The organism is Shinella sumterensis (assembly GCF_004514425.2).
Taxonomy (GTDB): domain Bacteria; phylum Pseudomonadota; class Alphaproteobacteria; order Rhizobiales; family Rhizobiaceae; genus Shinella; species Shinella sumterensis.
This window is the reverse complement of record NZ_MYFN02000008.1, coordinates 140,752-153,099: the sequence shown is the minus strand read 5'-3', so window position 1 is coordinate 153,099 and position 12,348 is coordinate 140,752. Positions and strand designations below refer to the sequence as shown.

Here is a 12,348-nt window from a genome sequence, read left to right as displayed (position 1 = left end):
TGCCCCCCTCATCCGCCTGCCGGCACCTTCTCCCCGAGGGGAGAAGGGAGGTGTTGCGGTCTCGCGTTTCCCCTTCTCCCCTCGGGGAGAAGGTGGCCCGAAGGGCCGGATGAGGGGTGCGTGCCGCCGGCAGGCCGGAGGGGGGTATACTTCCCCGCGGCCGGAGCTTTTCCCATGCCTTTGATCAACCTGCCCGCCTTCGCCCCCGACCTCGTCGCCGATCTGGAAGCACGCGGTACCGAGCGTGTCGATACGCCGGTCATCCAGCCGGCGGAGCCTTTCCTCGACATGGCCGGCGAGGACCTGCGCCGGCGCATCTTCATGACGGAGAGCGAGACGGGCAAGAGCCTGTGCCTGCGCCCCGAATTCACCATTCCCGTGTGCCTGCGCCATATCGAGACGGCGACCGGCACACCGAGGCGCTATGCCTATCTCGGCGAGGTCTTCCGCCAGCGCCGCGAGGGATCGAACGAATTCTACCAGGCCGGCATCGAGGATCTTGGCGAGCCGGATGTGGCGCGCGCCGATGCCCGTGCCGTCGGCGACGCCATTGCCGTGCTGACCAACCGCCTGCCGGGCGTCTCCCTGTCCGTGGTGCTCGGGGACCAGTCGGTGTTCGAAGCGGTGGTCGCCGCCTGCGGCCTGCCGGCCGGCTGGCAGAAGCGGCTGGTCCACGCCTTCGGCAACCAGACGCAGCTGCAACGGTTGATGGATACGCTCTCCAATCCCGCCCCGTCGGGCATTTTCGGTCCCGAAGTCGAACGCCTCGCCATTCTCGGCAAGCTCGACGACGAGGCGACGCTGATCGCCCATATCGACGCGACGATGGAAGCGACCGGCTATTCCACCAATGCCAGCCGCAGCCCCGCCGATATCGCGCGCCGCCTGCGCGAGAAGATGGAACTGGCGAGCACGCGTCTTGATGCGCGCACGCTGGCGCTGCTTCGGGAATTCCTGGCGCTGGAATTGAGCCTTGCGGACGCTCCGCGGGCACTCGCCGCTTTCGCCGAGAAGGCCGGCCTGTCACTCGGGGAGGCGCTCGCCCGCTTCGAAAGCCGCGTTGCCGCCTTGCGCGAGGCCGGGGTGGACCCGTCCGCCGTGATCTATCGCGCCGCCTTCGGCCGCCCGCTCGACTACTATACCGGCCTCGTCTTCGAGATCACGCCTGAGCGCGATCCGCTGGTTCTTGCCGGTGGCGGGCGCTTCGACCGGCTGCTGACGCTGCTCGGCGCCAGGGAGCGTATTCCCGCCGTCGGCTTCTCGCTTTGGCTCGACCGCATCGCAAGCGTGAAGGAAGCTGCGGCATGACCATCACCATCGGCCTTCCCTCCAAGGGGCGCATGAAGGAGGATTCGTCCGCCATTCTCGCCCGCGCGGGGTTCTCCGTTGTCGCCGTCGGCAACGATCGGTCCTATCGCGGCCGCGTCGAAGGGCGCGACGATATCGAGATCGCCTTTCTCTCCGCCTCGGAAATCTCGCGCGAGATCGCCAACGGCACCGTCGACTTCGGCGTGACCGGTGAGGATCTGGTCCGCGAAGGGCTGGCGGAGGCCGATGCCCGCGTCGAATTCTGCGCCCGCCTTGGCTTCGGCCATGCCGATGTGGTCGTCGCCGTGCCGGAAATCTGGCTCGATGTCGATACCATGGCCGATCTCGGCGATGTCGCGGCCGATTTCCGCGCCCGCCACGGCCGCCGCCTGACGATCGCCACCAAGTACTGGCGTCTCACGCAGCAGTTCTTCTCCGGCAATCACGGCATCCAGCTCTACCGCATCGTCGAAAGCCTCGGCGCCACGGAGGGCGCACCGGCCTCCGGCTCGGCTGATATCATCGTCGATATCACCTCGACCGGGTCGACGCTGGTCGCCAACCACCTCAAGATCCTGTCCGATGGCGTGATCCTGAAATCGGAAGCCTGCCTCGTGCGCGCCCGCAAGCCCGAGCATGAGGGCAATCCGGTTGTGGCTGAGATCATCGACGCGGTGCGTGGGGCGCTCTGACGGGCAGGGGCCTTTCGGCTTCCACCGGAATTTTGTCGAGGCCACCCTGACATCGCCCGTCCACCTGTCCTATCTATGAGCTCCCGTGTCCAAGGAGCCGTTCATGTCCGACCTTTCCGCCTTCCCGATCACCAAGAAGTGGCCCGCCAAGAACCCCGATATCATCCAGCTCTATTCGCTGCCCACGCCAAATGGTGTGAAGGTCTCGATCGCGCTTGAAGAGCTCGGCCTTCCCTATGAGGCCCATCGCATCGAGTTCGGCCCGGATGGCGTGAAATCGCCGGAGTTCATTTCGCTGAACCCGAACGGCCGCATTCCCGCGATCATCGACCCGAACGGCCCGGACGGCAAGCCGATCGGCCTCTTCGAATCCGGCGCCATCCTCGTCTATCTCGCCGAGAAGACCGGAAAGCTCATCCCGGCCGATGCCGCCGGACGCTATGAAACGCTGTGCTGGGTGATGTTCCAGATGGCGGGTGTGGGCCCGATGCTGGGCCAGTTCGGCCATTTCTTCAAATATGCCGCCGACAAGGTCGCGAACAACGCCTATCCGATGGAACGCTACCGCGACGAGTCCAAGCGCCTGATCGCCGTGCTGGAAGCCCGTCTCAAGGACCGCCAGTGGATCATGGGCGACGAATACACCATCGCCGATATCACCACCTTCCCCTGGGTGCGCGGCGCCGACATCTTCTACGGCGGCAGCGAGGCGCTCGACTATGCGGGCTTCCCCTCCGTCCGTGCATGGATCGAGCGTTGCGTCGCCCGCCCGGCCTCCGCCAAGGGTCTTGAAATCCCGGCAAGCGCCTGACGCGAACGCAAAAACCGGTGGCGCGGCGCCTGTTGACGCCACCGGGTACGACGGGCTACCTCTCGGAAAACAAGAGCGGGACGGAAACATCGTGACGGGAAGACTGGTTGTTGTGGGCGGCGGTCAGGCCGCCTTTGCGCTCGTTGCCAAACTGCGTGCGCTGAAGGACGAGCGGCCGATCACCATCGTCGCGGCTGAGGCAAGCCATCCCTACCAGCGGCCTCCGCTCTCCAAGAAGTATCTGCTCGGCGAGGCGGACCTTTCCCGCCTCATGTTCCGCCCGGAGAACTGGTATCCCGAAAACAATGTCGAAATCCGCCTGTCGACGGAGGTGACGGCGATCGATCGGGCGGCCAAGACCGTCGCGCTCAGCGATGGCTCGACGCTGCATTACGCCTTCCTCGCGCTCGCCACGGGCGCCACGCCGCGCCGCCTGCCCGCCGAGATCGGCGGCGACCTGGAAGGCGTGTTTACCGTACGCGACTATCGCGATGCCGACCGTCTCGGTCTGGAAATGCAGGAAGGCCGCCGGGCGCTTGTCATTGGCGGCGGTTACATCGGCCTGGAAGCGGCCGCCGTCGCGCGGGGCAGGGGGCTGCATGTCACTGTCATCGAAATGGCCGAGCGCGTCCTTGCCCGCGTCGCGTCGCCCGCGACGGCGACGATCCTCAAGGCCATCCATCACGCCCGTGGTGTCGATGTGCGCGAGAAGACCGGCCTGGTACGCCTGCTTGGCGAGAACGGCCGTGTCACCGGCGCGGAACTGACCGACGGTTTCGTGCTGCCGGCCGATGTGGTGATCGCCGGCATCGGTGTTACGGCAAACGACCAGCTCGCGCGCGCCGCCGGGCTGGAGGTGGCCAACGGCATCGTGGTGGATGAACACGCCCGCACCTCCGACCCCGCCATCTTCGCCATGGGCGACTGCGCGGTCCTGCCCTTCGAAGGAAACCGCGTCCGGCTCGAATCGGTGCAGAACGCGGTCGACCAGGCCGAGGCGGCAGCTGCCGTCATCGCCGGCGGCGATGCGCCCTATGAGCCCAAGCCCTGGTTCTGGTCCGACCAGTATGATGTGAAGCTCCAGATCGCCGGCTTCTGCGCCGGCTTCGACGACACGTTCGTGCGCCCCGGCCAGCGAGAAGGCAGCGTTTCCGTCTGGTACTTCCGGCAGGGGCGGCTGATCGCGGTCGATGCGGTCAACGATGCCAAGGCCTATGTCGTCGGCAAGAAGCTGATCGAGATGGGGCGCACCCCCGAGCGCGCAACGCTGGAAGACCCGGCGACCGACCTCAAGGCCTTGACTCTCTAAGGCTTTAGCCCCGATGGTTGTGCTGCGCGCAGGGCGCCCTCGCACGCGGTTGCATATTTTCGAAATCTATTAAGTATGACGGAAGATGGAACCCGATAGCCGGCTTCCGTAACGTGAAGGGTTTATCGATTCTTCAGGATTGACGGCGTTTTTAGCGGTCACATAGCCCCACCCGGTAACCGTCTTCATGCTGTATATCCTGACCTGCCTGACCGTTGAGCACGACCTTCGTCTCGTCCTGCTCGCCGCTCTCATCTGCTTCCTGTCCTGCTACGTCGCGGTGGTGCTCACACAGCGCGCACTCGCCTCCGGCGGCGCGGCGCGGATGCTCTGGCTCGGTGCGGCGGGCGCTTCCAGCGGCTTCGGCATCTGGGCTACCCACTTCATCGCCATGCTGGCCTACGATCCCGGCATGGAGATGGGCTTTCTCATGGAGCCGACGCTTGTTTCCCTGGGCGTCGCCATCGTGGTGACGGCCGCGGGGCTTGGCGTCGCGACCTATGTCTCGGGCCTGAGCGCGGTGCTCGCCGGCGGCCTGCTGCTTGCCGCGGGCGTCACCTCCATGCACTATATCGGCATGTCGGCGGTGGAACTGCCGGGCACGCTTTTCTTCGACAAGACCTATGTCGCCGCTTCGGTCGTCAGCGCCGCGCTCTTCAGCACACTGGGACTGATCTGCTGCTTGCGGCCGGCACCGCGTGCGCGCGACCGCGCGCTGGCCACCAGCCTGATCGCGCTCGGCGTCGTTTCGCTGCATTTCACGGCCATGGCCGCCGTGCGCATCGAACCCGGCCTCATGCCGGTGAACGGCCAGACAATGCTGTCGACGGGCATCATGGTGCCCCTTATTGCGATCGTTGCTTTCTCGCTGCTCGTCGCGGGACTGACGGCTGCCGTTTTCGCCCGCCAGGCCGAGATGACCGCGAGCGAGAACACGCGCCGCTTCTCCATGCTTCTGCAGGGCGTGAAGGATTACGCCATCTACATGCTGGACGCAGACGGGCGGGTGGCGAACTGGAACGACGGCGCCGAACGCAAGATGGGCTTTACGGCCGGCGAGATCGTCGGCCAGCACTTTTCACGCTTCTACAGCGCCGAAGATCGTGCGGCGGGCGAGCCCGAGCGCGCCCTGCGCATCGCGCGCGAGCAGGGAAAGTTCGAGACCGAGGGCTGGTGCTACCGCAAGGACGGATCCCGTTTCTGGGCCAACACGGTGATGGACCCGATCCATGACACGAGCGGCGATCTTGTCGGCTATGCCAACATCACCAAGGACATCACGCAGGACAAGGCCGATGCCGACCGTCTGGCGGAGGTGACGAAAAACCTCGACCTGGCGCTGGAGAACATGTCGCAGGGGCTCTGCCTGTTCGACAAGGACGAGCGTCTGCTGCTCGCCAACCGGCGCTACAGCGAAATCTTCGGCTTTCCCGAAGGCGGTATCAAGCCCGGCATGACCCTTCGGGAAATCATCGACCTCGGCGTTGCGGGCTTCCTCTCCGATCCGGAAGCGCGGCAGGCAAGGGCGCGGGATATCTATGCGCGCCGCCGCGCTGCGCTCCAGACGCGCGAGGTCGATGCCATCGTCGAGAAATTCTCCAGAGGCGTCTCCGTGCAGCTCTATCATCGCATCCTGCCCGACGGTTCGTGGGTCGCGACCTATGAGGACGTGTCCGAGCGCCTGCGTTCCGAAGAGCAGATCTCCTTCCTGGCGCGTCATGACAGCCTGACGGGCCTGCCCAATCGCGCGAGCTTCAACGACCGGCTCGAGGCCGATCTGCTGTCCGCCCGCCGGTCCGGTGGCAAGGTGGCGGTCATCGCCATCGACCTCGACAAGTTCAAGGAGATCAACGATACGCGCGGCCATGCCGCGGGCGACGAAGTGCTGGCGACGCTCTCGCGCCGCATGCAGGCGAGCCTTGGCGCCAACGAGACCATCGCGCGGTTGGGTGGGGATGAATTCGCCGCCTCCAAGCGCTTCGAGGACATGACGGAACTGACCGGCTTCATCCAGCGCCTGGAAACGTGCCTCAGCGAACAGATCCGCATCGATGGCTACGATATCCGGCCGGGCGCCAGCCTAGGCGTCGCCATCTATCCCCAGGACGCCGACAATATCGGCGTATTGCTCAACAACGCCGACCTCGCCATGTACAGGGCGAAGGAGGCGCTGACCCAGACCGTCTGCTTCTACGAGGTATCGATGGACGAGGCAGCCCGGCGCCGTCGCCTGATCGCAAACGACCTGTGGCAGGCTGTCAGGCGCGATGAGCTGGAACTGCACTATCAGGTCCAGAAGGCCGTCCATACCGGTGAGACGCTCGGTTACGAGGTTCTGCTGCGCTGGCACCATCCGGTCCGCGGCACCATCCCGCCGTCGGATTTCATTCCGATCGCCGAGGAATGCGGCGCCATCCTGCCGATCGGCGAATGGGTGTTGCGCGAAGCCTGCCGCGAGGCGGCCAGCTGGGAAAATGCGCACAAGATCGCTGTCAATCTCTCGCCGGTCCAGCTCGGCAATGCCGATGTCGCCGACCTCGTGCAGCGCGTGCTGCAGGAAACCGGCCTCGATCCACGCCGCCTGGAGCTGGAAATCACGGAATCGACCATCATCGGCGACAAGGAACGGGCGCTCGAAACGCTGCGCCGGATCAAGGCTTTCGGCGTTACCATCGCCATCGACGACTTTGGAACCGGCTATTCGTCCCTGGAAACGCTGCGTTCCTTCCCCTTCGACAAGATCAAGCTCGACCGCAGTTTCATGAGCGAGGTGGAGTCGAGCCCCGAAGCCAAGGCCATCATCCGCGCCATCCTGGCGCTTGGCCACACGCTGCGCGTCCCGGTGCTGGCGGAAGGCGTGGAGACGCGCAACCAGCTCGATATCCTGCTCGACGAGGGCTGCGACGAGGCGCAGGGTTATTTCCTCGGGCGCCCGATGCCGATGGAGCGCATCCGCGCGGCCCGCAAGGCGAGCCAAGCGGCGTAGCCGTTTCGCCTACTGCCGCTTGAAGCGTCGGCCGGCAAGGTCGATCTGGAAGCGGGGGAAGATGAAGACGCCGATGATCGTGCCGGCGTATTTCTCTTCCAGCCCCGTCGATTCGCCGACGCAGAACACCGGCTGGCGCGGCGTGCCATCCAGATGAATGGTCGTGGAAAAGCAGAAGGAAGACGAGGAGGCGGCTGCCTGCTCGAACAGCTCCAGCACGCGGGTGCGATCCAGCGGTTCGTAGCACCGGATGAGGTTGAGCAGCCCGCAGGTCCGCTCCGTCATGCCGTGCGCCAGCGTCGCCTTCTCGCCGAGCGTGAAGAGACCGTTGGAGAGATCGCCCGTCCAGCGCTCCGTCACGCAATATTGGGTGAGGAGCTCATTGTCCGTCTCGTCGAATTCCATCGAACCCGGCAGAAAGGGCGACGAGAGATCAGTCTTGATTATCTTGAACACCTACGACCTCAGGCAGTTGCTCGAATTTGACCGAGATGCCATGGGCGATTGCGCCGCACGACATGCTAAAAGCGTGCATCGACGAGCTCCCCGAAGCTGGCCGCCACACTTCTCTATGAACTGAACTGCATCCGGCGCCGCTGTGCATATCGGGTCGGACGTATGCGGAGAAGACCGTCGCTGCCTCTCCGTCAAGGCCATGGCGGTTTCGTAATGCCGTGGGGATAGTCGCAGGCGGATTACCGGAAGCAATGATACCGGGTTTTCAGCGCCTTAGGCCCCCCTGTGAATCTTTAAAGCTCACTTGGGGCGCCTTTATAGTTGGTTTTTTAGAGCCATCAACGGCTTTTTGAAAATTATTGTACGGACGGAAAAATTCTTCTTCCGGAAACGATGCAGGTCCGGGCGCGGCAAAACAAAAAGGGCGGCCCGAAGACCGCCCTTTCGTAACTGAACCGGTTGGCTCAGATGTGAAGGCTTTCGCCTATCACATCATGTCCATGCCGCCAGTTCAGCGCGCTTGACGCGCTGAACCGACTTTAGTGCATGGGCGAAGCTTGATGGTCACGCTGCAATAGGCTTTCGCCTATCACATCATGTCCATGCCGCCCATGCCGCCCATGCCGCCAGGCATGCCGGCCGGAGCATCCTTCTTCGGCAGTTCGGCGATCATGGCTTCCGTCGTGATCAGCAGCGAGGCAACCGAAGCGGCGTTCTGCAGAGCGGTGCGGACAACCTTGACCGGGTCGACGATGCCGAGCGCAATCAGGTCGCCGTATTCGCCGGTCTGGGCGTTGTAGCCGTAGTTGTCTTCGTTCTTTTCGAGGATCTTGCCGACGACGATGGAGGCTTCGTCACCTGCGTTGTCAGCGATCTGGCGAACGAGGGCCTGGAGGGCGCGGCGGATGATGTTGATGCCGGCTTCCTGGTCTGCGTTCTCGCCCTTGGCGGAGATCTTCGTGGAAGAGCGGAGCAGGGCTACGCCGCCGCCCGGTACGATGCCTTCCTGAACGGCAGCGCGCGTCGCGTTGAGGGCGTCGTCGATGCGGTCCTTCTTTTCCTTCACTTCGACTTCCGTCGAACCGCCAACGCGGATGACAGCAACGCCGCCGGCGAGCTTGGCAAGGCGTTCCTGCAGCTTCTCGCGGTCGTAGTCGGAGGTGGTTTCTTCGATCTGGGCCTTGATCTGCGCGACGCGGCCTTCGATTTCAGCCTTCTGGCCGGCACCGTCGACGATCGTCGTGTTTTCCTTGGAGATCGAAACCTTCTTCGAACGGCCGAGCATGTCGAGCGTTACGTTTTCGAGCTTGATGCCGAGGTCTTCGGAGATGACCGTGCCGCCCGTCAGGATGGCGATGTCTTCCAGCATGGCCTTGCGGCGGTCGCCGAAGCCCGGAGCCTTGACGGCAGCGATCTTGAGGCCGCCACGCAGCTTGTTGACGACGAGCGTAGCAAGGGCTTCGCCTTCGACGTCTTCAGCGATGATGACCAGCGGCTTGCCGGTCTGGACGACGGCTTCGAGAACCGGGAGCATGGCCTGGAGGTTCGAGAGCTTCTTCTCGTGGAGGAGAATGTAAGCGTCTTCGAGGTCGGCGACCATCTTTTCCGGGTTGGTCACGAAGTAGGGCGACAGGTAGCCGCGGTCGAACTGCATGCCTTCGACGACTTCGAGTTCGGTTTCGGCGGTCTTGGCTTCTTCAACCGTGATGACGCCTTCGTTGCCGACCTTCTGCATGGCTTCGGCAATGTCGAGACCGACCTGCTTGTCGCCGTTCGCGGAGATCGTGCCGACCTGGGCAACTTCTTCCGAGGTGTTGATCTTCTTGGCCTTGGCCTGGAGATCCTTGACGACTTCGGCGACGGCGAGATCGATGCCGCGCTTCAGGTCCATCGGGTTCATGCCGGCGGCAACGGCCTTGTGGCCTTCGCGAACGATAGCCTGGGCAAGAACGGTTGCAGTCGTCGTGCCGTCGCCGGCGATGTCGTTGGTCTTGGAAGCGACTTCGCGAACGAGCTGGGCGCCCATGTTCTCGAACTTGTCGTCCAGTTCGATTTCCTTGGCGACGGAAACGCCGTCCTTGGTGATGCGCGGTGCGCCGAAGGACTTGTCGATGACGACGTTGCGACCCTTCGGGCCGAGCGTCACCTTGACTGCGTCTGCGAGAACGTCGACGCCACGCAGCATCTTTTCGCGCGCGGTGCGGCCGAATTTGACTTCTTTGGCTGCCATTGTGAGGACTCCTGAATTGATATCAGCGAATTGCGGAACGGGTTACCGGCTGATCAGCCGATGATGCCCATGATGTCGGCTTCCTTCATGATCAGAAGGTCTTCGCCGTCGAGCTTGACTTCGGTGCCCGACCACTTGCCGAACAGGACGCGGTCGCCAGCCTTGACATCCAGCGGGATAACCTTGCCGGACTCGTCACGAGCGCCGGTGCCGACAGCGACGATTTCGCCTTCCTGCGGCTTTTCCTTGGCGGTATCCGGAATGATGATGCCGCCCTTGGTCTTGGCTTCGGATTCGACGCGACGAACGACGACGCGGTCGTGAAGCGGGCGGAAGGTGGTGCTTGCCATTGTCTAATCCCTCGATCAAATGACATTGCGGACCCGAACGGGTCCGATGGATTATTGTTAGCACTCATCGTTGGAGAGTGCTAGCGGCTCCGAGATAAGGGGGGCTTTCTCTCGAGTCAAGAACCGCGCTTGCAAAATTCTTTGCCATGGGCGGTCGCCGCGGCCGGCAGATGGGAACCTCCTGCCACGCCATCAAGGCACGCGTGTGAATTTTCGCAACTTTGTCTGTGGATGCGCCAAAATTGCAGGGAGAGACTTGTTTTCTTGGCGTCGCTTTGCGATGTCACGCGGGCCTGATTTCGATACGGAACTCCCCTCATGGCCCAGCGCATCCAATCCATCCGCGACATCGCCGACCGCTACGACGTGATGCTCTGCGACGTCTGGGGCGTGCTGCACAACGGGGTGGAGGCCTTTTCCTACGCGTCCGAAGCGCTTGCCGAAGCCCGTGCCGCCGGCATGACCGTCGTTCTCATCACCAATTCGCCGCGCCCCCATCCCGGCGTGAAGGTGCAGATCCGCGGACTGGGCGTGCGTGACGATGCCTATGACCGCATCGTCACCTCCGGTGACGTGACCCGCGCGCTGATCGCCAAGGGGCCCAGGAAGGTCTATTTCATCGGCGCCGAGAAGGACCTGCCGTTGCTCGATGGTCTTGACGTCGAGCCTGTCGGCATGGACGAGGCCGGTATCGTCGTCTGCGCGGGCCTGCGCGAGGACGACACGGAAACCGTCGAGGATTACCGCGAGGAACTCGCGGCACTGGCCGCCCGCAAGCTGCCTTTCATCTGCGCCAACCCGGATCTCGTCGTCGAGCGCGGCCACAGGCTCATCGTCTGCGCCGGCGCACTCGCCAAAGCCTATGAGGAGCTCGGCTGCACGACGGAGATTGCCGGAAAGCCGCACCGCCCGATCTACGACAAGGCGATCGCCGAGGCGCGCGACGTGCGCGGCGACGTCGACCTGTCGCGGGTCATTGCCGTGGGCGACGGCATGCCGACGGATGTGCGCGGCGCCGAGGCCTATGGCCTGGATGTGCTCTACATATCCGGCGGCATCCACGCCCAGCATTATGTCGAAGGCGGCCGCACCGACGAGGCGAAGCTCGCTGCCTTCCTGGATCAGGAACGGGCCCACCCGAAATGGTGGATGCCCCGGCTACAGTGACGGGACGGAGACGGTCGTCATGACGGTATTTCACAGGAACGAGACGAAACAGCCGCTGCCGGAGCATCTGCGCGGCGGGGTCATCGCCATCGGCAATTTCGACGGCGTGCACCGCGGCCACCAGGCCGTGCTGCAACGGGCGCTGGACATTGCCAAAAGCCGCGGCATCCCGGCTCTGGTGCTCACCTTCGAGCCGCATCCGCGCACGATCTTCCGGCCGGACACGCCCGTTTTCCGCTTGACGCCCGCCCCCCTCAAGGCCCGTATCCTGGAGGGCATGGGCTTTTCCGCCGTCATCGAATATCCGTTCGACCGCACCTTCTCGGAAATGTCGGCGCACGATTTCATCGGCGCCGTCCTGCTCGAATGGCTGCACGCCTCGGAGGTCGTCACCGGCTTCGATTTCCATTTCGGCAAGGGCAGGGAAGGCGGCCCCGCCTTCCTGATGGCCGCCGGACAGGACAACGGTTTCGGCGTGACGCTGGTCGATGCCTTCCGCGATGAGAACGCCTCGGTCATCTCCTCCAGCGTCATCCGCTCCCTGCTCGGCGAGGGCGCCGTTTCTGAAGCCGCCGGCCTGCTCGGCTACCGCTACACCGTCGAGGCCGAGGTCATCGACGGCAAGAAACTCGGCCGCACCCTCGGCTACCCCACTGCCAACATGGCGCTTCCGCCGGAAGTGGAACTGCGCAACGGCATCTACGCCGTGCGCTTCCGCCGTCCCGACGGCAGCCTGCATGACGGCGTCGCAAGCTACGGCCGCCGCCCGACCGTCACATCGAACGGCGCGCCGCTGCTCGAAACCTTCCTCTTCGACTTCTCCGGCGATCTCTACGGCGAAATCTCCGCCGTCTCCTTCTTCGGCCACCTGCGCGACGAACTGAAATTCGACGGTCTCGACGCGCTCGTCGTGCAGATGAAGCGCGACGAGGAAGAAGCGCGCGCGCTTCTCTCCGGCGTGCGCCCGCTCGGGGACATCGACCAGCGTCTCTGTTTCTGAGGTGGCGATCTAGCACCGCCCTCCAAATATCCTCCCGCA

The 12,348-nt window shown here is 64.1% G+C and carries 10 protein-coding genes; 7 read left to right on the top strand and 3 right to left on the bottom strand.

The window, feature by feature from the left end; all coding sequences use genetic code 11:
* Positions 1-174 precede the first annotated feature (174 nt).
* The 5 genes from B5M41_RS16380 to B5M41_RS16360 all read left to right on the top strand — a co-directional run bounded on the left by B5M41_RS16380 (position 175) and on the right by B5M41_RS16360 (position 7,106).
* Positions 175-1,308 (top strand): ATP phosphoribosyltransferase regulatory subunit, encoded by a 1,134-nt coding sequence (locus tag B5M41_RS16380; protein ID WP_134648970.1) that lies wholly within the window; start codon positions 175-177, stop codon positions 1,306-1,308.
* The gene (gene hisG, locus B5M41_RS16375; protein ID WP_134648969.1) at positions 1,305-2,000 is read left to right on the top strand and encodes an ATP phosphoribosyltransferase; all 696 of its coding nucleotides are present in this window, start codon (positions 1,305-1,307) and stop codon (positions 1,998-2,000) included. Before B5M41_RS16380 ends, hisG begins: the two co-directional genes overlap by 4 nt.
* Before the next feature lie 103 nt (positions 2,001-2,103).
* Positions 2,104-2,811 carry a glutathione binding-like protein gene (locus B5M41_RS16370; protein WP_134648968.1) on the top strand — a complete coding sequence of 236 codons (708 nt, stop codon included), beginning with the start codon at positions 2,104-2,106 and terminating at the stop codon, positions 2,809-2,811.
* Between the two features lie 91 nt (positions 2,812-2,902).
* The gene (locus tag B5M41_RS16365; protein WP_134648967.1) at positions 2,903-4,120 is read left to right on the top strand and encodes an NAD(P)/FAD-dependent oxidoreductase; all 1,218 of its coding nucleotides are present in this window, start codon (positions 2,903-2,905) and stop codon (positions 4,118-4,120) included.
* Positions 4,121-4,307: 187 nt separating this feature from the next.
* Positions 4,308-7,106, top strand: a complete 2,799-nt coding sequence (locus B5M41_RS16360) for a bifunctional diguanylate cyclase/phosphodiesterase (protein WP_134648966.1) — start codon at positions 4,308-4,310, stop codon at positions 7,104-7,106.
* Between the two features lie 9 nt (positions 7,107-7,115).
* On the opposite strand, the gene B5M41_RS16355 is transcribed toward B5M41_RS16360, so the two are convergent.
* The 3 genes from B5M41_RS16355 to groES all read right to left on the bottom strand — a co-directional run bounded on the left by B5M41_RS16355 (position 7,116) and on the right by groES (position 10,142).
* Positions 7,116-7,562, bottom strand: a complete 447-nt coding sequence (locus tag B5M41_RS16355; protein ID WP_134648965.1) for a hypothetical protein — start codon at positions 7,560-7,562, stop codon at positions 7,116-7,118.
* 589 nt (positions 7,563-8,151) lie between these two features.
* A complete protein-coding gene (gene groL, locus B5M41_RS16350) occupies positions 8,152-9,792 on the bottom strand; it encodes a chaperonin GroEL (protein WP_134648964.1) in 1,641 nt (546 codons plus the stop codon).
* A gap of 53 nt (positions 9,793-9,845) precedes the next feature.
* Entirely contained in the window at positions 9,846-10,142 is a 297-nt protein-coding gene (gene groES / locus B5M41_RS16345; RefSeq protein WP_134648963.1) for a co-chaperone GroES, read from the bottom strand.
* Between the two features lie 318 nt (positions 10,143-10,460).
* Here groES and B5M41_RS16340 point away from each other — a divergent pair, with 318 nt between their 5' ends.
* Both B5M41_RS16340 and B5M41_RS16335 read left to right on the top strand, forming a co-directional pair.
* Positions 10,461-11,309, top strand: a complete 849-nt coding sequence (locus tag B5M41_RS16340; RefSeq protein WP_134648962.1) for a TIGR01459 family HAD-type hydrolase — start codon at positions 10,461-10,463, stop codon at positions 11,307-11,309.
* Between the two features lie 19 nt (positions 11,310-11,328).
* Complete coding sequence (locus tag B5M41_RS16335; RefSeq protein ID WP_134648961.1) at positions 11,329-12,309, top strand: bifunctional riboflavin kinase/FAD synthetase; 981 nt, start codon at positions 11,329-11,331, stop codon at positions 12,307-12,309.
* The last annotated feature ends 39 nt before the right edge of the window (positions 12,310-12,348 follow it).

What these genes read in the sequence shown, in the direction of transcription:
- hisG (WP_134648969.1), top strand. Translation starts at nt 1,305, where the DNA reads ATGACCATCACCATCGGCCTTCCCTCCAAGGGGCGCATGAAGGAGGAT.
- B5M41_RS16335 (WP_134648961.1), top strand. Translation starts at nt 11,329, where the DNA reads ATGACGGTATTTCACAGGAACGAGACGAAACAGCCGCTGCCGGAGCAT.
- B5M41_RS16370 (WP_134648968.1), top strand. Translation starts at nt 2,104, where the DNA reads ATGTCCGACCTTTCCGCCTTCCCGATCACCAAGAAGTGGCCCGCCAAG.
- B5M41_RS16340 (WP_134648962.1), top strand. Translation starts at nt 10,461, where the DNA reads ATGGCCCAGCGCATCCAATCCATCCGCGACATCGCCGACCGCTACGAC.
- groL (WP_134648964.1), bottom strand. Translation starts at nt 9,792, where the DNA reads ATGGCAGCCAAAGAAGTCAAATTCGGCCGCACCGCGCGCGAAAAGATG.
- B5M41_RS16360 (WP_134648966.1), top strand. Translation starts at nt 4,308, where the DNA reads ATGCTGTATATCCTGACCTGCCTGACCGTTGAGCACGACCTTCGTCTC.
- groES (WP_134648963.1), bottom strand. Translation starts at nt 10,142, where the DNA reads ATGGCAAGCACCACCTTCCGCCCGCTTCACGACCGCGTCGTCGTTCGT.
- B5M41_RS16380 (WP_134648970.1), top strand. Translation starts at nt 175, where the DNA reads ATGCCTTTGATCAACCTGCCCGCCTTCGCCCCCGACCTCGTCGCCGAT.